Genomic DNA, 21,841 nt, shown 5'->3' on the forward strand with positions numbered 1-21,841 from the left:
AATAGGACGATGTCACGGACACCGACTGGAGAATCGGTCACTGCCCGCGTCGTGAGGGTCTTGTCCTCCTTCGACGCGGACACACCGTCCCTGTCGGTGTCCGATATCGCACGTCGGTCCGACCTCCCCGTCGCGACGGCGCACCGCATCGTCGGGGAACTCGTGAAGTACCGCCTCCTCGAACGCAACGACACCCGCATCAGCATCGGCGTGCGGATGTGGGAACTCGGGTCCCGCGGTTCGCACACCCTGAGCCTGCGCGAGGCCGCGATGCCGTTCATGGAGGACGTGAACGCCGCGATCAAGCAGCACACCCAGCTGGGCATCCTCGACGGCAACGAGGTGCTGTTCGTCGAACGGCTCTCCACGCGTGGGTCCGTCGTCAACGTCACCAAGATCGCCGGACGTCTTCCGGTGCATGCCTGCTCGTCCGGCCTGGTCCTGATGGCGAACGCCTCCCGCGACGTGCAGGACCAGTTGCTGGCGCAGCCGCTCGAGCGCTACACCGATGCCACCGTCACCGACCCGGAGCAGATGCGACGTCTGCTCGCCGAGGTCCGGCACCAGCACTTCGCGGTGGCCGCCGGTCTCATCACCCCGGGAGCGACGGGAGTCGCTGTGCCCGTGCGGGACACCGACGGCGGCAGGGTGATCGCCGCCCTGTCCGTCGTCATACCGCACGATCAGGCCAACCCTCAGTCGGTGGTCGCGGCGCTGACGACGGCGTCCCGCGGCATCACCCGGGCGATGACGCGCGGATCGCGGCCCTGACAGAATCCTTTTCCATCCATTGGAGTCGCGCTGTGACTCCGGTCGCAGGTCGGTCAGAGTGATTGTCACGAACACACTGTCACCGATCGCACAGCGTGAGCCGAAAGGTACTGCACACCAGTACATGTCCGATCGTGTGCCGACTCTCCAGGGAAGGTTCAAACATGAGCTCGAAAACTGTCAAATGCGACCTGTTGGTCATCGGATCCGGGGCCGCAGGCATGGCCGCCGCACTCAAGGCGGCGAGCGAGGGGCACAGCGTCATCGTCGCCGAGAAGTCGCAGTGGCTCGGCGGGACCACCGCGATCTCGGGCGGCTGGGCGTGGGTGCCGGGCAACAAGCAGGGCGTCGCGCAGGGTGACACCCGTCGAGACATCGAAACCTACATCCGCGCACTCGCCAAGGACTGCTACAAGGCCGAGATGGTCGACACGTTCCTCGACGAGGTCCCCGAGGCGATCGACTGGCTCGAGCGCGACACCGACGTCGAATTCGTCTATCCGGAAATGGCTCCGGACTACCAGATGGATGCGCCGGGCGCGAAGCCGTCGGGACGCGCGATCTCGGGCAAGGTCGTCGACGCGCGCACGCTCGGCGAGAACCGGCTGCGGTTGCGTCCCTACCTCGACACCTACACCGTATTCGGGTACATGCCGGAGGTCGGACCCGATATCGCACAGTTCCTGCACGCCAATCAGTCGTTGAAATCTTTTGTGTACGTGTCGAAGAAGCTCCTCAAGACGTGGGTCGAGACGGTGCTCTGCCGTCGATCGTTCGACCGGACCAACGGCAATTCGCTCATGGTGCGGATGGTGTCGTCCGCCGCGAAGCTCGGCATCCGGATGTGGACCGAGACGCCCGTGACGAAGATTCTGCAGTCGGAGAACGGGGTCGTCACCGGGGCGGTACTCGGGGGCGTACACGCGGGAACGGTCGAGGCGCGGCTCGGCGTCGTGATCGCGGCCGGCGGATACTCCTCGGATCCGGCGCTGCGGGCGGAGTACTGGGGTCATGATCCGCACGGCGACAATCACTTCACTCCCACGGTCGGGCACGACGGCGACAACGTGCGCCTGGCCGCGCCGCTCGGCGGGCACGTCGACACCGACGTCCACGAGCCGGCCGCCTGGGCCCCGGTGACGGTGTTCACCGGTCTGCGCGGGCAGCAGCGGATCTTCCCGCACCTGCGGGCGTTCGGGCTCCCCGGACTGATCGCGGTGAACCGCAAGGGCGAACGTTTCGCCAACGAGTCGAGCTCGTACCACGACTTCGGCATGGCGATGATTCAGGAGAACGTAGGCCAGGACGAGACGTTCGGCTACATCATCGCCGACTCGAAGGCCATGAACAAGTACGGAATCGGGTACGCCAAGCCGTGGCCGATCCCGCAGGGCTATTTCAAGAAGACCGGCTTCCTCCACAAGGCCGACACGGTAGAGGAACTCGCCCGCGAGATCGGTGTCGACGCCGCCGGGCTGACGAAGACCCTCTCCGAGTTCAACGCTGGGGCCGCGAAGGGGGAGGACCCGAAGTTCAATCGCGGATCCAACTGGTTCCACCACTTCAAGGGCGACATGGAACACCAGCCCAACCCGAACCTCGAGCCGCTCGACAAGGGACCGTACTACGCCGCGAAGATCGAGATGGGCGACCTCGGAGCCTATTCCGGCCTGGCCGTCGACCGGCACAGCCAGGTACTCGACGACGACAACCAGCCGATCCCCGGTCTGTTCGCGGCCGGTTCCGCGGTCGTCAGCATCTTCGGCGGCGGGTACCCGGGTTACGGCGCCAACATCGGTCCCGCCCTCGTCTTCGGATACACCATCGGCCGGGACGCCGAGATCCTCGCGTCGCTGCGCAGCGAATCCGTCGAGCCGACCGTTCTGGAAGAGGTCTGACATGCCGTTCTTCCTCGTCCGCTACGCATACACCGGCGACACGGCCGGCCGGGACGAGCACCGCCCGGAACACAAGAGTTACCTGCAGGCGGCCGCCGACCGAGGACTGATCCTCGGGTCCGGTCCGTTCGCGGCAGGCGAAGACCCCGGCGCGGCGATGATCTACGAGGCCGCGGGCAAGCAGGACGTCGTCGACGTCGTCGAGGGCGACCCGTTCCGGACGCATGGGTACGTCGCGTCGTACGACATCACCGAGTGGATTCCGATGATCGGCCCGTGGGCCGTCGCAGCAGTGGGAGGTAGGTCATGACGGGTCGTGTGGCAGGGAAGGTCGCCGTCGTCACGGGGGCGAACGGTGATCTGGGCGGCGCGACCGCGCGGATGCTCGCACGCGAGGGGGCGCTCGTCGCGGCCCTCGACCTCACAGTGCCGGATGCACCATGGGAGTCGGGGTCGATCACGTCGTTCGCCGTCGACGTCACCGACGAGGCCAGCGTCGCCGAGGCAGTCGCAGCGGTGGTGGAGACCGTCGGCGTCCCCGACGTCCTGGTCAACTGCGCCGGCATCATCGGCAGGCCCGCACCGTCGCACGAGGCGTCGGTCGCCGAGTTCGACCAGATCTTCGACGTCAACGTCAAGGGCGTCTGGCTCACGACCAAGCACGTCGTGCCGCACATGATCGGCCGGACGAAGGGCAGCATCGTGAACTTCTCGTCGATCCACGGGCTGACCGGAGGCTCCAACGTACCGCTGTATCACGCGTCGAAAGGTGCTGTGCGACTTCTCAGCAAGGCCGACGCCGTCACGTACGGTCCGCACGGCATCCGTGTCAACTCGATTCACCCCGGGTCGATGCGGACGGCGATGAGCCAGCGGTCGGCCGAGGGCAGCGCCGTCGGACCGGAGGAGTACTACCGTCAACTCGTCTCCGGCAACCCCCTCCCGCGGCAGGGGGAGCCCGACGAGATCGCGTACGGGGTGCTCTACCTCGCCTCGGACGAGTCCGGTTTCACCACCGGCACCGAACTCGTCGTCGACGGTGGGTACACGGCGCACTGACTCGTTGGCCGCGCCCAATGTCGCATTGGTTCAGTCCGACTGCACCGGTGTGACATTGGACGCGGCCGTCAGGTGAAGTGCCGCACCAGACGGCGATGCCGGTGCGCGAAGAACGCGCCGAGGACGCGGGCGAGCACCGGCGTCAACGGCACCAGCGGAAGCCGCGGCTCGAACGTGATCCGGTCGTGGACGCCGGTGCTCCCGTCATCGAAGGGCCGCAGCGTCCGCTCGTGCTCCCACCGGCGCATGCTGAGCATCGTCGACTTCTCGTGGAACCGCCGGTACGGTTCGAGTTCGGCGATGGTCAGATCGTCGTAGTCGAACGGGACGAGCCCGAACAACCGCAGCCACGCCCGCCCGAGCGGTTCACCGACCGGGACCGTGTCGATCGTGATCGACTCCCGACCCCGCGGGATGCTCATCGTCATCCACGGACGCATTTCGTCGTTGATCCCCTCCGGGTCGACGACCCTGGCCCACACCTGTCCTATCGGTGCGCCGACGACCGAGCTGCGTTCGATGATCACCGTTCCATCTTCGTTCGACCACATGAGGGTGTGCAACGGCGCGGTCTCGGTGCACCGACGTCATGTCACTCGTTCTCGACGGCCGAGACGGGTACGGGCGCGTGCAGGATCAGTCGCTGGCTGACACCTTCATGATCGGGTCCTTCTCGTAAGACGCGTGATCAGGAGTACTTCTGGCGGAAATGGTCTTCGAGCTCCTCGAGGGAACGTCCGCGGGTTTCAGGCACCTGGGTGGCGAAGATCAGTGCGAGAAGGCCGAGGCCGGCGAAGATGAAGAAGGTCATCGCGATGCCGATCGCTGCGACGACTGGAGGGAAGAACAACGCCACCAGGGCGTTGGCGATCCAGAGGACGAAGATGCAGACGCCGATGGCGAAGCTGCGGATCTTGAGCGGGAAGATCTCCGCGAGCATCAACCACGCGAGGGGTCCGATTGTGCCTTGCATGGAGAACACGAACAGGACGACGAATACGAGGATGCAATACGCCTTGACGGGGCCATCCGGTAGCAGCACTGCGGAGAGGCCGATGAGGAGGTGGAAGATGGTGATGAGAGCGAAACCGACGAACAGCATGGTGCGTCGGTTGACTTTGTTCATTACCTTCAGCGCGATGGTGATGCCGAGTACGCTGACGAGACCGTTGAGGGTGTTCGCGACGATGGCGGCGCTCGAGGAGAATCCAGCATCGGCGAGCAGCTGGGTTCCGTAGTACATCACCGAGTTGATGCCGGTGAACTGCTGGAATACCCCGAGTCCGATCCCGATCAGCATCAAGCGTCGTATCCACTTCACGGACAGATCGATTGGGCCGCCGACCTGGGTGAGTTCTTCTTCCTCGGCGAGGGCTTCGACCTCCGCCATTTCGGCATGCGCGGCTTCGGGGGTGCGGACCTGCTTCAGGACCATGAGTGCGTCGTCGTGACGACCCTGCGAGATCAGCCACCGCGGGCTTTCGGGCATTCGAAGCATGCCGAGGAGTAGCACTATCGCCGGGGCCACAGCGACCAGCAGCATGTACCGCCAGACCGAATCGTGCTCCCCCCAGAGGTTGAAGATGACGGCATTGATGACAAATGCGAGGAATTGACCGGACACGATCATGAACTCGTTGCGCGAGACGATGCTGCCGCGTCGCTCCGCGGGGGACATCTCGGCCAAATACACCGGGACGGTTGCTGATGCACCACCGACGGCGAGGCCGAGGACGAAGCGGAAGGCTGCCAGTACCTCCCATGTCGGCGCGAGGACGCAGCCGAGAGTTCCCGTCATGAAAACGACCGAGAGCAGCAAAATGTTGTGGCGACGGCCGTATCGGTCGGAGAGTCGGCCGCCGATCAGTGCTCCGAATGCCGCGCCGAAAATGAGAATGCTGACCACGAAGCCCTCGGTGAGCGCGGTGAGCCCGAGGTCTTCCTCGAGTGGTTCGAGGGCACCGTTGATGACACCGGTGTCGTATCCGAAGAGCAGGCCGCCGAACGTTGCGATGAATGCGATGAGGCCGAGACGCTTGGAGGGGCGGTTGCTGCGAGTGGGACTGGATGTGGCGTGGGTTTCGCGGCCAGAGTCGGTCAACATGAAACTTCTCCTCGTTGCACTCCGTGACAGGAGATGCGAATTCTGCTGAAGCAGAGACTCTTGTATCGAACCGGGGGATCATTTGCCGAGTCTTTGCCGGGGTGCCGGCTGGCGCCGGAGGTCAGTTGTTCTGGGGGAATCCGAGGTTGAGGCCGCCGTGGCTGGGGTCGAGCCAGCGGGTGGTGACGACCTTGCCGCGGGTGAAGAAGTGCACGCCTTCGGTGCCGTGGGCGTGGCTGTCGCCGAACAGGGAGTTCTTCCAGCCCCCGAAGCTGTAGTAGGCCATGGGGACGGGGATGGGGACGTTGATGCCGACCATGCCGACCTCGACCTCTTTCTGGAACCGCCGGGCGGCGCCGCCGTCGTTGGTGAAGATGGCGGTGCCGTTCCCGAACTGGCTGGAGTTCACCAGTTCCAGGGCCTGGTCGTAGGACTCGACCCGGATCACGGAGAGGACGGGTCCGAAGATTTCGTCGGTGTACACACTCATGTCGGTGGTGACGTGGTCGATCAGGGTCGGTCCGAGCCAGAACCCGTCCGCACCGCCATTCGCCTGCACCTGTCGGCCGTCGACGACGATGGTGGCGCCGTCCTGTTCGCCGGCGTCGATGTAGGAGGCGACCTTGTCGCGGTGCACCTTCGTCACCAGCGGGCCCATGTCGGAGTCCTGGGTGCCGTCGCCGATCTTCAACGTGTCGGTGCGCTCTTTGATCTTGGCGACCAGTTCGTCGGCGATGTCGCCGACCGCGACCAGCGCGGAGATGGCCATGCAGCGTTCCCCGGCGGAGCCGAAGCCGGCGTTGACCATGGCGTCGGCGGCGAGGTCGAGGTCGGCGTCCGGGAGGACGATGGCGTGGTTCTTGGCCCCGCCGAGTGCCTGGACGCGTTTGCCGTGGGCGGTGCCGGTGGCGTACACGTACTGGGCGATGGGGGTGGAGCCGACGAAGCTGATGGCCTTGATGGCGGGGTTGGTGAGCAGTTCGTCGACGGCGGTCTTGTCGCCCTGCAGGACGTTGAACACCCCGGCCGGGAGTCCGGCTTCGGCCCAGAGTTCGGCCATCCAGATCGCGGCGGTCGGGTCCTTCTCGCTGGGCTTGAGGACGACGGTGTTGCCGGCGGCGATGGCGATGGGGAAGAACCACATCGGGACCATGGCGGGGAAGTTGAACGGGGAGATGATCCCGACCGGGCCGACGGGCTGGCGGATGGAGGAGACGTCGATGTTGGTGGAGGCGTTTTCGGTCATGCCGCCCTTGAGCAGGTGGGGCATGCCGCAGGCGAATTCGACGACTTCCTGGCCGCGGGAGACCTCACCCAACGCGTCGGAAACGACCTTGCCGTGCTCGGCGGTGATGATCTCCGCCAACTCGCCCTTGCGGGCGTTGAGCAGTTCCCGGAACTTGAACACGATGGAGGAACGCTTGGCGAGGGAGGTGTCGCGCCAGGCGGGGAACGCGGCCGCGGCGGCGTCGATGACGGCGCGGGCGTCCTCGACGCTGGCCAGGGCGACCTGACCGGTCACGGCACCGGTGGCCGGGTTGGTGACCGGGGCGGTGTTGCCGCTCGTGCCGGTGAAACTTTTGTTGTCGAACCAATGAGAGATGACGTCAGACATCGGTGAACCTTTCATGTGTGGAGCTTGTGACTAGGTCATGTGGGAGGGCTCGGACTCGTACGAGGTGGTGTACGGGCGGTAGCACAGAGCCAGGAGTGCGCGATGGATGTCTTCTCCGACCTCAGCGGGCGGCCGCACCCGCAGCGCGCGTGCGAGTCGGTTGTAGTAGGTGCGCGAGGTCATGCCGAATTCGACGAGGAGGTCGTCGTCGTTCGGGCCGCCGAACGGGGCCCACCGCAGGGCGAAGTCGATGAGGGCGTCACCAAGTTTCTCTGTCATGGGTCTTCCGATCGACTGGGGGACAACGGGGGTGGGGATGCCGGCTAGGAGGCGCGGATTGCCGGTTCGGCTTCGCGCGCGGTTGTGCCGCTGGGCGGGTTCTGGACACCAGTTGTCCTGTGCGCCAGGAAGGGGTTGCCGAACTGGATGTGTTGGCCGGTCACGGCGGAGCGGGCGCGGATTTGCTGTTCGGACGTGGTCAGCTGGCCGCGGCCGCGACCGAGGAACGATGATGTCCAGGACAACAGAGTGGCGATGCGGCTGCGGAAGCCGACGATGTAGACCAGGTGGACGGCGAGCCAGAGCAGCCACGCGACGAATCCACTGAACTCGAACCGTCCAACCTGCGCGACGGCACTGAAACGGCAGACCGTGGCCATACTGCCCTTGTCCCGGTAGTGAAAGGGTGCTCGCTCCGAGGGAGGAGAAGTCTCACCGACTTCCCGGGCGATGTGATTGGCGGCGTACCGTCCACCCTGGATGGCGGTCTGGGCTACACCGGGAAGTTGGTCGCGGCTCATCATGTCGCCGATGACGAAGACGTTCGGCTGTCCCGGCAGGGTCAGATCGGCACCGACACCGATGCGGCCGGCGCGGTCGAGTGGTGCTCCGGTCTGCTCGGCAAGCTGTTTCGCCAGGGGGCTGGCCGCCACTCCGGCAGACCACACCTTGCACGCCGCCTCGATTCGCCGCGTATTTCCGTCGGCATCCTTGATGGTCAAACCATGGGCGTCGACGTCGGTGACGATCGATCCGAGTTCGACCTCGACGCCCTTGCTCTGCAGGGTGCGGGCCGCGGCACTGCCGAGCTTGGCCCCGAAGGGCGGCAGCACTTGCGGTGCGGCATCGAGCAGCACGATTCGTGCCGCCTTGGGGGAGATCGATCGGAATGTTCCGTCGAGGGTGCGGTGCGCGAGCTCGGCGATCTGACCGGCCAACTCCACCCCGGTGGGTCCGGCGCCGACGACAACGAAGGTGAGCTGACGGATGCGTTCGATCGGGTCGTCGGTCAGCTCGGCCTTCTCGAAGGCATGCAGGATGCGGCCTCGAACTTCGAGGGCGTCGTCGACGGTTTTGAGGCCGGGTGCGTGCTCAGCGAAGTGGTCGTTGCCGAAGTACGACTGCTGCGCGCCGGCGGACACGATCAAGCTGTCGTAGCGGGTGACGGTCGTCGTATCGTCGCACTGTGAGGTGACCGTGCGGGCGGCGAGGTCGATGTCGATCACCGATCCGAGCAGCACCCTTGCATTGTCCTGGTCCTTCAGCACCGTCCGAGTCGACGGTGCGATCTCTCCCTCGGACAGGATTCCAGTCGCCACCTGGTAGAGCAGCGGCTGAAAAAGGTGGGTGGTGGAGCGGTCGATGACCGTCACATCGACATCGGCGCGTTTCAGACCTTGCGTGGCGAACAGCCCTCCGAATCCCGAGCCGATCACCACGACCTGGTGGCGTTCGGGATTCTGGTGCGCTGGCGTGGTCATGTGAAAGCCTTTCCGCGGTGCCCTGTTCGGGCACCGAAGTGTGCGTGCGGATTTCCAGAGTTGAGGTCGGTGCGAGCCGTGAGCGTGAAGACCGGGGAGTGCGGAACAACGGTCATCGAGTGGCACCGGTCGCGGCAAGCCGTGTCGATCACGATCCGGTTGCCGGGAGCGTGTTTCGTTTACCCCTGTTAGTCTTGCTGTGACACGCGCCTCAATCAACAGGCAATGTCCATCATTTTCACCTCAAGGGAGAAGTTGTGGCGCACAGTCGTTACAAGGTTCGAGAGATCGCCCAGCAGGCGGGCCTCAGCGAGGCGACGGTCGACCGCGTGCTTCACAACCGACCCGGGGTTCGGGAAGGCACCCGCGCAGAAGTCGCGCAGGCGATCATCGACCTCGACAAACAGCAATCCCAGCTGCGGTTGGCGGGGCGAAAGTACCTCTTCGATGTCGTGATGCAGGCCCCGGCGCGATTTTCCGGAGCGTTCCGCGAGGCGGTGGAAGCCGAGCTACCCTCACTCGCACCTGCCGTGGTTCGTACCCGATTCCACTTTCGAGAGACCGGCTCGGTACCTGCCATGGTTGAGGTACTCGACAAACTCGTCAAACAGCCATCTCAGGGCGTCATCGTCAAGGCCCCCGACACCACCGAGGTCTCCGACGCCATCGACCGCCTCACCGAGGCGGGGATCCCCGTCGTCACCTACGCCACCGACGTGCCGAGCAGCAGTCGGGTCGGCTACGTCGGTATCGAGAACCGGGCCGCCGGTGAGACCGCCGCGTATCTGCTCGAGCAATGGCTGTACGACACCTCGGCCAGTGTGCTGGTCACGCTGAGCAGCAACGCGTTTCGTGGAGAAGAGGAGCGCGAGATGGGTTTTCGCGGCGCGCTGCGCCGCTCGGGGAGCGTCGGGGGTATCGGATCTCAGCGCACATTGATCGACATCTCCGAAAGCGAGGGCCTCGACACCACCGTCGAGCACCTCGTCCTCGATGCCCTCGAACGCAACCCCGAGATCGAGGCGGTCTATTCGATCGGCGGCGGCAACACGGCGACCGTGCGTGCCTTCGAGAAGCTCGGCCGGAGCTACCGTGTGTTCATCGGCCACGACCTCGACCAGGACAACAAGCAACTGCTTCGCGACAAGAAGATCTCGGCGGTCCTCGATCACGATCTTCGGTCGGACGCGAACCTGGCCTGCCGCATGCTGATTCAGGGGCGCGGCGGGCTATCGAACGTGACCACGGCGATGTCACCGATCCGGATCATCACTCCCTACAACATGCCCTGAGGGTGTGGTTGGGATCCGTGAGTTCAGCGCCGCAGTTCGTGGGTGAGTGCTTCGAGTTCGTCGCCGCCGGCCATTTGCTGGGTGAGTTCTTCGAGGCTGATCTCGTCGAAGGTGCAGTCCAGTTTCTGGCGTCCGCGGTTGAGGAGGACGAAGTGGTCGCCGACCATGTAGGCGTGGTGCGGGTTGTGGGTGATGAACACGACCCCGAAGCCCTGTTCCTTGGCGGCGGAGATGTAGCGCAGCACCATCCCGGACTGCTTGACACCCAGGGCGGCGGTGGGCTCGTCGAGGATCAGGACGCGGGCGCCGAAGAAGATCGCCCGGGCGATCGCCACGCACTGGCGTTGCCCACCGGACAGTGAGCCGATGGGGGCGTCGACGTCGGGCAGTTCGATGCCCATCTTCGACAACTCCGACATCGTGGTGGCGCGCATCCCGTTCGCGTCGAGGGACTTCAGCGGTCCCTTCCGCAGTTCCTGGCCGAGGAAGAAGTTGCGCCACACCGGCATCAGCGACACCACCGCCAGGTCCTGGTAGACGGTGGCGATGCCCTTGGACAGGGCCTCCTTCGGGGAGCCGAAGGTGAGGGCCTCGCCGTCGACGAGCAACTCGCCCTCACTCTGCTGGTGCAGCCCGGCGATGATCTTGATCAGGGTGGACTTGCCGGCCCCGTTGTCGCCGAGGACACCGGTGACCTCCCCGGCCCGCACCCGCAGGTTGATGTCCTGCAGGGCGATGATGTTGCCGTACTGCTTGCCGACGTGTTTGAGCTCGATCAGCGGGATCTTGCCGCCGTCCCCGGGTTCGGTATCGACGGGCATCTGTTCGATGGTACTCATGCGGTCACCTCTTGGCGGCGTAGTTGCGGAAGGCATTGTTGGCGATGACCGCGAACAGCAGCATCGCGCCGAGGAAGAACTTGAACCAGTCCGGGTTCCAGCCGGCGTAGACGATGCCCTGGTTCGTCATGCCGAAGATGAACGCGCCGATCGCGGCGCCGATCGCGGTGCCGTAGCCGCCGGTGAGCAGGCAGCCGCCGATGACCGCGGCGATGATGTAGAGGAACTCGTTGCCGATGCCCTGCCCGGACTGGACGGTGTTGAACGAGAACAGCAGGTGCATGCCGACGAACCAGGCGGCGAACCCGACGGTCATGAACAACCCGATCTTGACCTTGGTGACCGGCACACCGATGGCGCGGGCGGAGTCCTGGTTGCCGCCGACCGCGAAGATCCAGTTCCCGATCCGGGTCTTGAACAGCACCCAGGTGGCGATCGCGGTGAACAGCAGCCACCACACCACGGTGATCCGCACCGACACCCCGCCGACCTCGAAGGAGGACGCGAACACCTTCTTCGCCGAGTCGAACCCGGCCATGTCGGACACGCTGGGGGTGGCGACCTGCCCGGTGATCAGTTTGGTGACCGCCAGGTTGATGCCGGTGAGCATCAGGAACGAGCTCAGCGTGATCAGGAAGCTGGGGATCTTCGTCTTCATCACCAGGTACCCGTTGAAGAACCCGACCGCCAGCGACACCACCAGGGCGAGGGCGGCGCCGGCCCACAGGTTCAGGTGCAGGTTGTAGGCGATCATCGACGCCGCCAGGGAACTGGTGGTGACCGCGACACCGGCGGAGAGGTCGAATTCGCCGCCGATCATCAACAGCGCCACCGCGCACGCCATGATCCCGATCGTGGAGGAGGCGTAGAGCACCGTGGCCAACGCTTCGGGGCTGCGGAACGGGGGTGCGACGACCATGAAGAAGACGAAGATGGCGATCGCCCCGAACAGGGACCCGATCTCCGGGCGGACCAGCAGACGCTGCAGGCGTTTCTGCTCCTTCACCCTCTCGTCGTGGACGACCTTGTGACTGGCAAGGTCCAGATCTTGCTGTGTGGACATGACTTTCCTTCCGTTACGCCGACGGTGCCCGGCACACGCAACGGTGTGCCGGGCACCGTGCTCAGCGGGTTCCGGCCTTGGCGTACTCGGCGATCGAGTCGATGTTGGACTGGTCGATGAAGGCGGGGCCGGTCAGCGTCGGCGCGCCACCTCCGATGGTGTTGCGGTTGTTCAGGTACAGCCACAGCGAGTCCACGGCGAGGTACCCCTGCAGGAACGGCTGCTGATCCACAGCCCACTGCACGTCCCCGGCCTCGATCGCATCCACGAGGGCTGCATTGGTGTCGAAGGTGACGATCTTCGCGGAGCTGGCGGCGTTGGTGACGGATTGAACTGCCGTCAGAGCGATCGGAGCGCCCAGCGCGACGACGTGATCGATCGCGGGATCCTGCTGCAGTTTTGCGGTGATCGTCGCCTCGACCGACGGCAGGTCCTTGCTGTTGACGTTGAGGATCTCGGTCTGTCCCGTGAACCCCTCGATCACGCCGGCGCAGCGTGCTTCGAGCGCGACCTGGCCCTGCTCCTGGATGACACACAAAGCCTTCTTGGCGCCGTCAGCGGTCAGACGCTGCCCCGCCGCGATGCCGGCGAGCTTCTCGTCCTGACCGAAGTACTGGGCCACACCCTGGGCCTGGTACTGGTCGAAACCGGAGTTGAAGGCGACGACCGGGGTACCTGCATCGACGGCCGCCCGAACCACAGGTGTCATCGCGTCCGGCTTGGCAAGGGTGAGGGCGATACCGTCGACCTGGCTGTCGAGGGCGCTCTGCACGAGGTTGGCCTGGTTCGGTGCTTCAGGGTCCGAGGAGTAGCGCAGTTCGATGTTGTCTTTCGCGGCCGCGGTTTCGGCGCCCTTGCGGATCAGGTCCCAGAAGGTGTCGCCAGGAACCTCGTGTGTGATCATCGCAATGGTCGCGCGGGGGGTGTCCGCGGTGCCCGAGGCCATGCCATTGCCGGATGCCTCGGGATTGCCGCCCGTGCTCGAGCATCCCGCGAGGAGCACTGCCGTGGTGATGCCCAACGCCAGGGTGGTCACCCGGCGAGTGCGCTTGCCTGTGAACGGGACGGACCGGCCGTCGTGTGTATCCATGTGCTTGGCCTTTCGGAAGCCGCAACCATGCAGGCATGGAGGAGCAGCGAGGGGGAAACGGTGAGGGGTGTGGGTGGAACCCCCGCCGGGCCGGACGGTGGAAGTCGGTTCTCGCGGCCCGGAGGGGAGAATGTGGCGTTACCGCACGGGTAGGCCGGCGGCGCGGTACGTGGAGTCGATGAGCTCCATCGTGGTGACCGCGTCGGCGACGTCGATCGGGAACGCGGTCCCGTCGGCGAGGTGCTGAGCGAATACGTCGAGCTGGTAGGTGTACGTCGAGCGGGTTCCGAGGCGTTCGACCGTGGTCCCGGAGTCGGTGGTGATGGTGATCCGGTCGTCGCCGGACTGCAGCGCGTAATCGTGCGCGAAGGCCTCGCCCCGATCGCCTACCAGGCGCAGGGTCATCTCGAACCGTTCCGAGTTCATCGAGTTGATGCTCGAACCCGTTGCACCATTGGGGAATACGAGGTCGATATCCATGGATTCGTCGACTCCTGTGGTGCGTTCGACAGCGCGGGCCGCAACGACAGTGGGTTCGCCGCCGGCGAACCGGTCCAACTGCCGGTGCACGTGCAGGCCGTAGCAGCCGAGGTCCATCACCGCACCGCCCGCGAGGTCGAAGCTCCACCGCGGATCGTCCGGCTTGGGTTCGGGCATCCGCATGATCACCTCGACACGCTGCAGCGTTCCGAGGGTGCCGTCCCCGAGAAGGGCGAACATCCGGCCGGTGATCGGGTGGAACAGGTAGTGGAACCCTTCCATGATCGGCACATTCCGCTCGCGTGCGGCGTTCCGCACCAGCTCGGCTTCGGCGGCGTTGCGAGCGAACGGCTTTTCGGTCAGGACCGCCTTGCCCGCCTCGATCGCCTTCAGATTCCACTCGGCGTGGAAGGCGTTGGCGAGCGGGTTGTACACCACGTCGACCTCGGGGTCGGCGATCAGATCCGCGTACGAGTCGAGGACCCGTTCGACCCCGTGCGTCTGCGCGAAGGCCTCTGCGCGGCCGCGGTCGCGGGCGGCGACCGCAACCAGCCGATGCCCCAGGATCTGGGCGGGCTTCACGATCGCCGGCTCCGCGATCCGGGAGGCGCCGAGGACGCCGATGCGCAGCTCGGTCACAGCTGCAGACTCCGCAGAAACGCGGCGCTGGTCTTGACGTCCACGACCGGTCCCTCGCCCTCGGGCTCGCCGGCGAGGATGGTGTCCTGCTCGAGCGTGAACCAGCCGTCGAAACCGGACGCGACGAGGTGACGGACCACGCCTGCGACATCGACGTCACCGGTGCCGAGCGGGGTGTACATGCCCTGGGCGACGGCCTGCGTGTAGCTCAGCTCACCGGCCTGCACGCGGGCGGCGAACTCGGCGTCGACGTCCTTCAGGTGCGTGTGGGTGATCCGGTCGGCGGCGGCGCGGGCCAACTCGAGGGGGTCGGTGCCGCCGATGAGCAGATGCCCGGTGTCCAGGCACAGCGGAATCGAGGAGCCGTCGAGGACCCGCTGGACCTCGCTGTTCTTCTCGATCATGGTGCCCACGTGCGGGTGCAGCACGGCGCGGATGCCCTGTTCGGCGGCGACGTCGTGCAGCCGGTCCAGATTCGACAACAGGGTTTTCCAGCCGGCGTCGTCGAGGTCGGGACGCGAGTCGTAGCCGTCGGTGCCGGTGATCGCGGCCAGTACCAGCACCTCGGCGCCGGCGGCCGTGAACGCGGCCAGGGTGCCGGTGATGTCCGGAACCGGGTCGTGACCGGAGTCGTGCAGCAGCACCGGGGTGAAGCCGCCGACCGCCTTCAGGTCGTAGGAGGCCAGCGTCGCCGCCAGTTCCTGCGGGTCGGCGGGGAGGAATCCGTCGGGACCGATCTCGGCGGCCTCGAGACCCGCGTCGCGCATCTCCGACAGCACGCGCTCGGGGCCGAGTTGGTGACCCCAGCCCGGGACCTCGCACACACCCCACGAAATAGGCGCTCCTGCAATACGAATCATCGTCGAACCTCACTCATCTGTACGGGTCGGTGCTGGGAAAGGGAAAGAGCGGCCGCCTCGGCGATCCAGGCCACCTCGAGGGCGTCGGCGGCGGTGCACGGCGAGGGTGCGGTGCCGGCGATCACCTCGAGGAACGCGCCGAGTTCGGCGCGGTAGGCGGCGGTGAAACGGTCCATGAAGAACCGGTGCGGCGGGCCGTCGGGGAACGCGATGCCGGGTTCGAGGTTGCGGACCGGCGCGCTGGCGTCCCAGCCGGCGACGACGCTGTCCTGGGAGCCGTGGACCTCGAGCCTGCAGTCGTAGCCGCGGGCGTTGTAGCGGGTGTTGGAGACGACGCCGAGGGCGCCGCCCTCGAAAGTCATTGTGGTGGTTGCGGTGTCGACGTCGCCGCAGTCGGCGAAGATCGAATCGCCCTGGTTGGTGCCGGCGGCATACACCTCGGCGACTTCCTGGCCCACGACCCAGCGGACGATGTCGAAGTCGTGGACGCTGCAGTCGCGGAAGATCCCGCCCGAGGCGGCCACGTACTCCGCCGGTGGCGGTGCCGGGTCGAGGGTGGTCGAGCGGACCGTGTGCAGCCAGCCGAGCTCCCCGCCGACGACGGCGTTGCGTGCCGCGACGAATGCGGGATCGAACCGCCGGTTGTACCCGATCTGTACCGGCACCGTCGTCGTCTTCAGGCGCTCGACGACCTGGTAGCTCTCGTCGGCGGTGAACGCGACGGGCTTCTCGCAGAACACGGGGATCCCGGCCTCGACGGCCGCCAGGATCAGGGGCGCATGCGCCGGGGTGGCCGCGGCGATCACGACCCCGTCGACGCCTGCGGCGAAGACGGCGGCGGCGTCATCGACCGCTTTGGCGCCGAACTTGGCGGCCACGGCGGCGGTGGCGTCGGGGCGCTCGTCGGTGACGACGAGGCCGTCCACCCCGGGCAGCTGCGCGAGGGTGTCAGTGTGGAATGCGCCGATCCGGCCGAGGCCGATCACGCCGATTGTCGATCCCATCAGTCTTGTCCTCCAATGACGGTCTGGTCCCAGTCGATCACCGAGCCGGTGACGACGCCGCTGCGATCCGAGAGCAGGAACACCACCATGTCGGCGATCTCGTCGACCTGGCCGAGCTTGCCCATCGGTACCTTCGCGGCTGCTTCGGCGGCCCAGTTGTCATCGGCGCCGTGGAAGCGTTGCTGAATCGCGGTCTCGCCTTCGGTCTCGGTCCACCCGATGTTGAGGCCGTTGATCCGGATCCGGTCGAAGCGGTGTGCGTAGGCCGCGTTGCGGGTCAGTCCCGCGAGCCCCGCCTTCGCCGCCACGTACGGGGCCAGGTAGGACTGCCCGCCGTGCTGCGCGATGGAGAGGATGTTGACGATCGTCCCGGGCTCCTTGCGTTCGACCATGTCCGCCACTGCGGCCTGCATGGTGAAGAACGGGGCCCGCAGATTGACCGCCATGTGCTGGTCGAACAACTCGGGTGTGGTGTCGAGGAGAGTGCCGCGGGTGGTCAGGCCGGCCGCGTTGCACAGTGCGTCGATGCGGCCGAATTCCTCGATGGTCCGGGTCACCGTCTCGCGGGCTTCGACCGGGTCGGTGATGTCGGCCTGAAGGAACCGCACCTGCGCACCGGATGCGTCGAGCTCGGCGGCCAAGGCTTTGCCGGCTTCGGCGCGGCGCCCGGTGAAGACCACGCGGGCGCCTTCGCGGGCTGCGGCCCGCACGACGCCGGCGCCGACACCTTGCGTCCCTCCGCTGATCAGAACGACTTTCCCGTTCAACAGGGTGGCCACTGGATTCCTTTCGATCTGTCCCGGCCGGCGTTGGTGCCGGTGGGTCGGTGCTGCACACGGTCAGTCCGCGTCGGGGCCGGGTTCTCCAGCAAGCGACGCGAATGCGTCAGCGGATGTTGTCCGTGTGCTCTTGTTAGTCTTGCTGTGACGTAGGCCTCAATCAATACGGTATTCCCATCATTTTCACCTCGAGTCGGTTTCGTTTTGCGCGAAAGGTGGTTCGTGGTCGCGCGGCGATCCCGCCACGGTCTGCCGGGATCGCTCGATCATGCTGGGCAGCACAGGGTTTGCGGTGAATCGTCCTTCCGCGCCCGTGACCCGCGCCGAAGAACGACGCGGGTCACGGGTGGTGAAGATCCGGTGCGATCAGGTGTCGTCCCGATTCGCGGCCCGGTCGGCGACCGCGAAGCACTGCAGGACCCCGTCCCGCGCCCGTATGAGGGCATCGGCGACGGGCAGCTGCCGGAATTCCTGCGACATGTGCTCGACACCCCACGGCCCGTCGAAGCCGATGCGGCGAACCGCGTTGATGAACTTCGGGACGTCGAATTCGCCCTCACCGCAGGGAACTCGGTTGTCGAAGGTGTCCTCGAGATCCGTTCCCCGCACAACAGTCCAGCCGTCGTCGAGTTCGACTCCGAAGACGAAACGCGACGGAATGATCTCCGGGAGGACGTCGTAATCCGTCCCACCCCGGAATGCATGCCAGATGTCGAGGATGAGCCCGCCGTTGGGATTGTCGACGTCCTTGACGAACTGAGCAGCCTGTTCGGTGGTCTTGACGTGGTGCGAGAACGGTGTGTTCTCGAACGCGATCTTCACCCCTGCCGCGGCACCGTCGGAAGCCAGGGCGTCGAACTGCTCGCACAGCACGTCCCGGGAGACCGGGACGCCATCGTCGTCGGCGCCGACCTTGATGTTGTCGACCCCGAGAACGGGGGCGGCCTCGAACAGGTCCCGGCGGACCTCGTCCGAGAGTTTGCGGGCCTCGCCGGTGGTCCACCAGTTCGTGATCCACTCCAACTGCACGTGAGTGATGCCGTTGTCGGCAAACATTTTCGCGACTTCGCCGAGGCCGATCGTCTCGCGCGCGGCGACGAGGTCGGGCCGGGTCAAACCGAAGCCGGTGTAGCCGGTTCCTGCGACGGCTTCGATCCGCTCCCGGATCGGGACCGGACTACGGTCCGACCCTCGCGCCGGCATCACGTCTCCGGCTGAAGTCCAACATGCGGCCAGAAGCTCCGGCCCCGGTGAGCTGTTCATGCCTCGTACCCTTCAGTGGTCGTCTCGATCGTAGAACGCAGATGTAGGTAGTGGTGGTGCGTCGCTCGGGGGATGCATCACAGAGGGGATCACAACACGATCAGTGGTAGTCGACCTTGATGGTGGCACCGTCGTTGTTCATCGAGTCGATCAGGGCGGCGGCCACCTGCGTGGCCCGCAACCCGTCACGGGCCGACGCGAGCGGGGACGGCACCTCGGCCGTGAGGGCGTCGACCCACGCCTGCAGTTGGCGCCGGTAGGCATCGGCGAACAGCGGCCGCCAATCCTCCGGGTACGTCGCCGCCGAACGCAGCGACGAGTCGACCGTCAGGACGTGGCTCGGTGCCAGACTCACCGCACCGGTTTCGCCGACCACTTCGCAGCGCACGTCGTAGCCGTATCGGGCATTGACGAACACATCGACCACCGTCAGCACACCGTCGGCGGTGCGCAGCATCAGTATCTGCGGGTCGTGACGTGAGGTGTCCAGTGAGGTGGGCTTCGGCGCATGCCAGCTGACTTCGACGATCTCGGACCCGAGAAGCCAACGGGTGATGTCGATTTCATGGATCGCAGAATTGGTGACGGTGCTTGCCGAGTCGCCACCCGGATACGACGTCACATTGCGGTGGGACGCACGCACCAGCAGCGGGGCTCCGACGGAACCGGACCGAATCTCCTGCACCATGGCCTGGTAAGGGGCGTGGAACCGTCGCATGAAGCCCACCGACACGAGCGGATTCGCCAGTGCCAGAGCCTCTTCGCGGCTGACCAGGTCGACGCATTCGGCAAGCGTCGGGGCCAGCGGCTTCTCACACAGCACCGGCCTGCGGTGATCGAGACACAGCGCCACCTGCTCGGCGTGGGCGGAGTCGTGGGAGGCGATCACCACCGCATCGACGTCCGGGGCGGTGATCAACTCTGTCGCCGTCGCGACGGTGCGCGCCGACACCTCCTGCGCGACCGCGTCCGCACGGGCCGCGTCGTAATCGGTCACCACCGTCACCTGCGCACCCGACACCGACCGAGCGAGGGTCCGGGCGTGATCGGCGCCCATCACGCCGACACCGATCACCCCCACCCGAATGCTCACGACGCTGCCACCGCGGCCGGATCGCGGCCGTCGAGGACGGCCATCGCGCCCTCGACCGCGGCGCGGATCGTCAATGCCATCGCCCGCTGTGTGAACCCCATCAGGTGCGGGCTCAACACGGTATTGGCGTGGTCGAACACCGGGTGATACGCGGGCGGTTCGGGATCGAACACGTCGAGACCGAGCCCGGCGAGGTGCCCGGACTGCATCGCCGCGTGCGCGGCGTCGAGGTCGATCAGCGCGCCGCGACTGCAGTTGACCAGGATCGACCCCGGTCGCATCCGGGCCAACCGGGACTCGTTGATCAGGTGGTGGTTCTCGGCGGTCAGCGGCGCATGCAGGGTGACGAAGTCGCTGGAGCGGAGGACCTCGTCCACGGTGGCACACCGGTACGCCTCGGGGATCTCGGCGAACGGATCGTACGCCCGCACCTGTAGGTCGAACGCCTCGGCGATCTGGGCGACCTTGCGGCCGATCCGCCCGAATCCGACGACGCCGAGGGTGGCGCCTTCGAGGTCACCGACCGTGACCGCACCCCGGTCGTTCCACCGCCCGCCCCGGACCAGACCGGTCAGAGTGGGAAGTCTCTTGACCAGTGACAGCAAGTGCGCGAACACCCCTTCGGCGACCGACACCGTGTTACTGCCCGGAGTGATCACCACCGGGATTCCGCGGCGTCCGGCTTCCTCCACGTCGACGAGGTCGGTTCCGACACCGGTGCGGGCGAGCACCTTCAGCGCCGGCATGCGGTCGAGCAGCGCGGCGTCGACGGTAAACGCCGCCCGCACGATCGCCGCCTCGGCCACAGCCAACTGCTCCTCGGTAGGGTCGAGGATCAGTTGCTGGTGCGCCTCCAGATACGGGTCGACGAGCTCCCGGTCGAGTGGGCCGAGCGCGACGAACAGTTGGGTCGAAGTCGTGGTTGACATCAGCATCCTTGCAGTGTCGAAAGGTCGTGGGCGGGGAACCGGTCAGGCCGTGCGGGAGGCGGTGGTACCGGCGATATCGTCGAGCTTCTGCCACTGCCCGCTCGCGGCGGACACCTCAGCGGCGGTGACGATCGCGGCCGCCGACACGGCGTCGTGAACGTTCGAATTCTCCTGCGGTCCACCGGATACCGCGAGCAGGAACTTCTTGGCCTCGATGGTCTTGAGGTCGTCGAACCCGAGGGCATTGCCGGGGCCGGGCTGGAAGCGGGAGTAGTCGCCGTGCTTCAGGCTGGCGTTGACCGTGGTGTAGCCCTGCTCGGCGTTCGCGCGGCCCAGGCACACCTTCAGCTCGTTCATCCGCTCGAAGTCCCACTTGACGGACCCTTCGGTGCCGTAGACCTCGATCTGGTAACCGCACTCGGGGCCCACGATCACCCGGGACGCCTCGATGGTGCCCACCGCACCCGATCCCGGGCCCTCGGATCCGAATCGCACCAGCGCCGCGGCGTAGTCCTCGTTCTCCACCGGCCCCATGTCCCCGTTCTCGATGACCGCGAAGTGGGTGCCCGATCCCATCTCCAGCTTCGGGCGTTCGGTGTAGACGGTGCTGGTGAGCGCATTGATCTCCGCGATCGGGCCGACCACGTACTGGCACAGGTCGCTGGCGTGGCTGAACAGGTCCGCCAGCACACCGGAGCCGGCGAGCTCACGGTCGAACCGCCACGACAACGCACCATTGGGCTCGTTGGCGTAGCCGGAGAAGAAGGAGGCGCGCACGTTGGTGATGCGGCCGAGTCGGCCGTCGGCGATCAGCGTGCGGGCGTGCTCGACGGCGGGGGCGTGCCGGTAGTTGTAACCGATCGACGTGATGACTCCGGCCTCGGTCGCGGCGTCCTCGATCGCGGCGGTCTCGGAATAGCTACGACCGACCGGCTTTTCGATCCAGAAGTGCTTGCCCGCCTTCGCCGCGGCGATTCCGATTTCGGCGTGCAGGAAGTTCGGCGCGCAGATGGACACGACCTCGACGTCGGGGTGCGCGAGGACCTCACGGTAGTCGGTGGTGCCCTCGGCGAAACCGAGGACGTTCTGCGCGAATTCGACGCGGCTGGGTGCGGTGTCGGCGGCGATCACGAGCTTCGGGGTGATCCCGAGTTCGGGGTAGACGATCGGGACGTCGCGGTAGGCGCGCGAATGCAGCTGTCCCATCCAGCCGACGCTGATCAGGCCGACTCCCACGGTGCGTGCGGTCGTGCTCACGGTGTTACCTCTTTCGGTTCTGCCCCAGTGGGCTAGATGGTTCTGC

General features: G+C 66.2%; 21 protein-coding genes. 5 read left to right on the forward strand and 16 right to left on the reverse strand.

What is annotated here, in order from left to right:
• The first annotated feature begins 9 nt into the window (after nucleotides 1-9).
• From OYT95_RS23670 to OYT95_RS23685, 4 genes are all read left to right on the forward strand, one after another.
• Complete coding sequence (locus OYT95_RS23670) at nucleotides 10-771, forward strand: IclR family transcriptional regulator (RefSeq protein WP_268789254.1); 762 nt, start codon at nucleotides 10-12, stop codon at nucleotides 769-771.
• A gap of 164 nt (nucleotides 772-935) precedes the next feature.
• The gene (locus tag OYT95_RS23675; protein ID WP_268789255.1) at nucleotides 936-2,669 is read left to right on the forward strand and encodes an FAD-dependent oxidoreductase; all 1,734 of its coding nucleotides are present in this window, start codon (nucleotides 936-938) and stop codon (nucleotides 2,667-2,669) included.
• 1 nt (nucleotide 2,670) lies between these two features.
• On the forward strand, nucleotides 2,671-2,979 hold the full coding sequence (locus tag OYT95_RS23680; protein WP_037239817.1) for a YciI family protein: 309 nt from the start codon (nucleotides 2,671-2,673) through the stop codon (nucleotides 2,977-2,979).
• The gene (locus OYT95_RS23685; protein WP_268789256.1) at nucleotides 2,976-3,728 is read left to right on the forward strand and encodes an SDR family NAD(P)-dependent oxidoreductase; all 753 of its coding nucleotides are present in this window, start codon (nucleotides 2,976-2,978) and stop codon (nucleotides 3,726-3,728) included. Before OYT95_RS23680 ends, OYT95_RS23685 begins: the two co-directional genes overlap by 4 nt.
• Nucleotides 3,729-3,796: 68 nt before the next feature.
• Here the strand turns inward: OYT95_RS23685 and OYT95_RS23690 are convergent, their stop codons facing one another.
• The 5 genes from OYT95_RS23690 to OYT95_RS23710 form a co-directional block, all read right to left on the reverse strand.
• The gene (locus OYT95_RS23690) at nucleotides 3,797-4,255 is read right to left on the reverse strand and encodes a hypothetical protein (RefSeq protein WP_268792264.1); all 459 of its coding nucleotides are present in this window, start codon (nucleotides 4,253-4,255) and stop codon (nucleotides 3,797-3,799) included.
• Nucleotides 4,256-4,416: 161 nt separating this feature from the next.
• Nucleotides 4,417-5,832 (reverse strand): sugar porter family MFS transporter, encoded by a 1,416-nt coding sequence (locus tag OYT95_RS23695; RefSeq protein WP_268789257.1) that lies wholly within the window; start codon nucleotides 5,830-5,832, stop codon nucleotides 4,417-4,419.
• A 121-nt stretch (nucleotides 5,833-5,953) separates the two neighbouring features.
• Entirely contained in the window at nucleotides 5,954-7,447 is a 1,494-nt protein-coding gene (locus OYT95_RS23700; RefSeq protein WP_268789258.1) for a CoA-acylating methylmalonate-semialdehyde dehydrogenase, read from the reverse strand.
• Nucleotides 7,448-7,477: 30 nt separating this feature from the next.
• Nucleotides 7,478-7,726 carry a hypothetical protein gene (locus tag OYT95_RS23705; protein WP_268789259.1) on the reverse strand — a complete coding sequence of 83 codons (249 nt, stop codon included), beginning with the start codon at nucleotides 7,724-7,726 and terminating at the stop codon, nucleotides 7,478-7,480.
• Nucleotides 7,727-7,770: 44 nt separating this feature from the next.
• Nucleotides 7,771-9,207 (reverse strand): NAD(P)/FAD-dependent oxidoreductase, encoded by a 1,437-nt coding sequence (locus OYT95_RS23710; RefSeq protein WP_268789260.1) that lies wholly within the window; start codon nucleotides 9,205-9,207, stop codon nucleotides 7,771-7,773.
• A gap of 257 nt (nucleotides 9,208-9,464) precedes the next feature.
• On the opposite strand from OYT95_RS23710, the gene OYT95_RS23715 reads away from it, so the two are divergent.
• Nucleotides 9,465-10,499 (forward strand): LacI family DNA-binding transcriptional regulator, encoded by a 1,035-nt coding sequence (locus OYT95_RS23715; RefSeq protein ID WP_037239824.1) that lies wholly within the window; start codon nucleotides 9,465-9,467, stop codon nucleotides 10,497-10,499.
• A 23-nt stretch (nucleotides 10,500-10,522) separates the two neighbouring features.
• Here OYT95_RS23715 and OYT95_RS23720 read toward each other — a convergent pair whose 3' ends face one another.
• The 11 genes from OYT95_RS23720 to OYT95_RS23770 form a co-directional block, all read right to left on the reverse strand.
• Nucleotides 10,523-11,338: an ATP-binding cassette domain-containing protein gene (locus tag OYT95_RS23720; RefSeq protein ID WP_115948502.1), complete on the reverse strand. Its 816-nt coding sequence runs from the start codon at nucleotides 11,336-11,338 to the stop codon at nucleotides 10,523-10,525.
• A 4-nt stretch (nucleotides 11,339-11,342) separates the two neighbouring features.
• Nucleotides 11,343-12,401, reverse strand: a complete 1,059-nt coding sequence (locus OYT95_RS23725; protein ID WP_037245954.1) for an ABC transporter permease — start codon at nucleotides 12,399-12,401, stop codon at nucleotides 11,343-11,345.
• A gap of 61 nt (nucleotides 12,402-12,462) precedes the next feature.
• Nucleotides 12,463-13,491, reverse strand: coding sequence for a substrate-binding domain-containing protein (locus OYT95_RS23730; RefSeq protein WP_268789261.1), 1,029 nt, complete (start codon nucleotides 13,489-13,491; stop codon nucleotides 12,463-12,465).
• A 138-nt stretch (nucleotides 13,492-13,629) separates the two neighbouring features.
• Nucleotides 13,630-14,610: a Gfo/Idh/MocA family protein gene (locus tag OYT95_RS23735; RefSeq protein WP_268789262.1), complete on the reverse strand. Its 981-nt coding sequence runs from the start codon at nucleotides 14,608-14,610 to the stop codon at nucleotides 13,630-13,632.
• Nucleotides 14,607-15,470 (reverse strand): sugar phosphate isomerase/epimerase family protein, encoded by an 864-nt coding sequence (locus OYT95_RS23740; protein WP_268789263.1) that lies wholly within the window; start codon nucleotides 15,468-15,470, stop codon nucleotides 14,607-14,609. The genes OYT95_RS23735 and OYT95_RS23740 overlap by 4 nt, the downstream gene beginning before the upstream one ends.
• Entirely contained in the window at nucleotides 15,467-16,474 is a 1,008-nt protein-coding gene (locus OYT95_RS23745) for a Gfo/Idh/MocA family protein (protein ID WP_128641070.1), read from the reverse strand. The genes OYT95_RS23740 and OYT95_RS23745 overlap by 4 nt, the downstream gene beginning before the upstream one ends.
• Nucleotides 16,474-17,253, reverse strand: coding sequence for an SDR family oxidoreductase (locus OYT95_RS23750; protein WP_037237073.1), 780 nt, complete (start codon nucleotides 17,251-17,253; stop codon nucleotides 16,474-16,476). The genes OYT95_RS23745 and OYT95_RS23750 overlap by 1 nt, the downstream gene beginning before the upstream one ends.
• Nucleotides 17,254-17,619: 366 nt before the next feature.
• Nucleotides 17,620-18,516, reverse strand: a complete 897-nt coding sequence (locus OYT95_RS23755) for a sugar phosphate isomerase/epimerase family protein (protein WP_268789264.1) — start codon at nucleotides 18,514-18,516, stop codon at nucleotides 17,620-17,622.
• A 100-nt stretch (nucleotides 18,517-18,616) separates the two neighbouring features.
• On the reverse strand, nucleotides 18,617-19,609 hold the full coding sequence (locus tag OYT95_RS23760) for a Gfo/Idh/MocA family protein (RefSeq protein ID WP_268789265.1): 993 nt from the start codon (nucleotides 19,607-19,609) through the stop codon (nucleotides 18,617-18,619).
• Nucleotides 19,606-20,538: an NAD(P)-dependent oxidoreductase gene (locus OYT95_RS23765; RefSeq protein WP_037237249.1), complete on the reverse strand. Its 933-nt coding sequence runs from the start codon at nucleotides 20,536-20,538 to the stop codon at nucleotides 19,606-19,608. Before OYT95_RS23765 ends, OYT95_RS23760 begins: the two co-directional genes overlap by 4 nt.
• Before the next feature lie 42 nt (nucleotides 20,539-20,580).
• Entirely contained in the window at nucleotides 20,581-21,795 is a 1,215-nt protein-coding gene (locus OYT95_RS23770; RefSeq protein ID WP_268789266.1) for a Gfo/Idh/MocA family protein, read from the reverse strand.
• Between the last annotated feature and the right edge of the window lie 46 nt (nucleotides 21,796-21,841).

This window comes from Rhodococcus sp. JS3073 (assembly GCF_026810085.1).
GTDB lineage: Bacteria > Actinomycetota > Actinomycetes > Mycobacteriales > Mycobacteriaceae > Rhodococcus_F > Rhodococcus_F wratislaviensis.

Coding starts and splice junctions, on each gene's coding strand:
- OYT95_RS23675 (WP_268789255.1), top strand. CDS start 936: ATGAGCTCGAAAACTGTCAAATGCGACCTGTTGGTCATCGGATCCGGG.
- OYT95_RS23755 (WP_268789264.1), bottom strand. CDS start 18,516: ATGAACAGCTCACCGGGGCCGGAGCTTCTGGCCGCATGTTGGACTTCA.
- OYT95_RS23740 (WP_268789263.1), bottom strand. CDS start 15,470: ATGATTCGTATTGCAGGAGCGCCTATTTCGTGGGGTGTGTGCGAGGTC.
- OYT95_RS23730 (WP_268789261.1), bottom strand. CDS start 13,491: ATGGATACACACGACGGCCGGTCCGTCCCGTTCACAGGCAAGCGCACT.
- OYT95_RS23700 (WP_268789258.1), bottom strand. CDS start 7,447: ATGTCTGACGTCATCTCTCATTGGTTCGACAACAAAAGTTTCACCGGC.
- OYT95_RS23685 (WP_268789256.1), top strand. CDS start 2,976: ATGACGGGTCGTGTGGCAGGGAAGGTCGCCGTCGTCACGGGGGCGAAC.
- OYT95_RS23680 (WP_037239817.1), top strand. CDS start 2,671: ATGCCGTTCTTCCTCGTCCGCTACGCATACACCGGCGACACGGCCGGC.
- OYT95_RS23695 (WP_268789257.1), bottom strand. CDS start 5,832: ATGTTGACCGACTCTGGCCGCGAAACCCACGCCACATCCAGTCCCACT.
- OYT95_RS23705 (WP_268789259.1), bottom strand. CDS start 7,726: ATGACAGAGAAACTTGGTGACGCCCTCATCGACTTCGCCCTGCGGTGG.
- OYT95_RS23765 (WP_037237249.1), bottom strand. CDS start 20,538: ATGTCAACCACGACTTCGACCCAACTGTTCGTCGCGCTCGGCCCACTC.
- OYT95_RS23720 (WP_115948502.1), bottom strand. CDS start 11,338: ATGAGTACCATCGAACAGATGCCCGTCGATACCGAACCCGGGGACGGC.
- OYT95_RS23670 (WP_268789254.1), top strand. CDS start 10: ATGTCACGGACACCGACTGGAGAATCGGTCACTGCCCGCGTCGTGAGG.
- OYT95_RS23745 (WP_128641070.1), bottom strand. CDS start 16,474: ATGGGATCGACAATCGGCGTGATCGGCCTCGGCCGGATCGGCGCATTC.
- OYT95_RS23725 (WP_037245954.1), bottom strand. CDS start 12,401: ATGTCCACACAGCAAGATCTGGACCTTGCCAGTCACAAGGTCGTCCAC.
- OYT95_RS23710 (WP_268789260.1), bottom strand. CDS start 9,207: ATGACCACGCCAGCGCACCAGAATCCCGAACGCCACCAGGTCGTGGTG.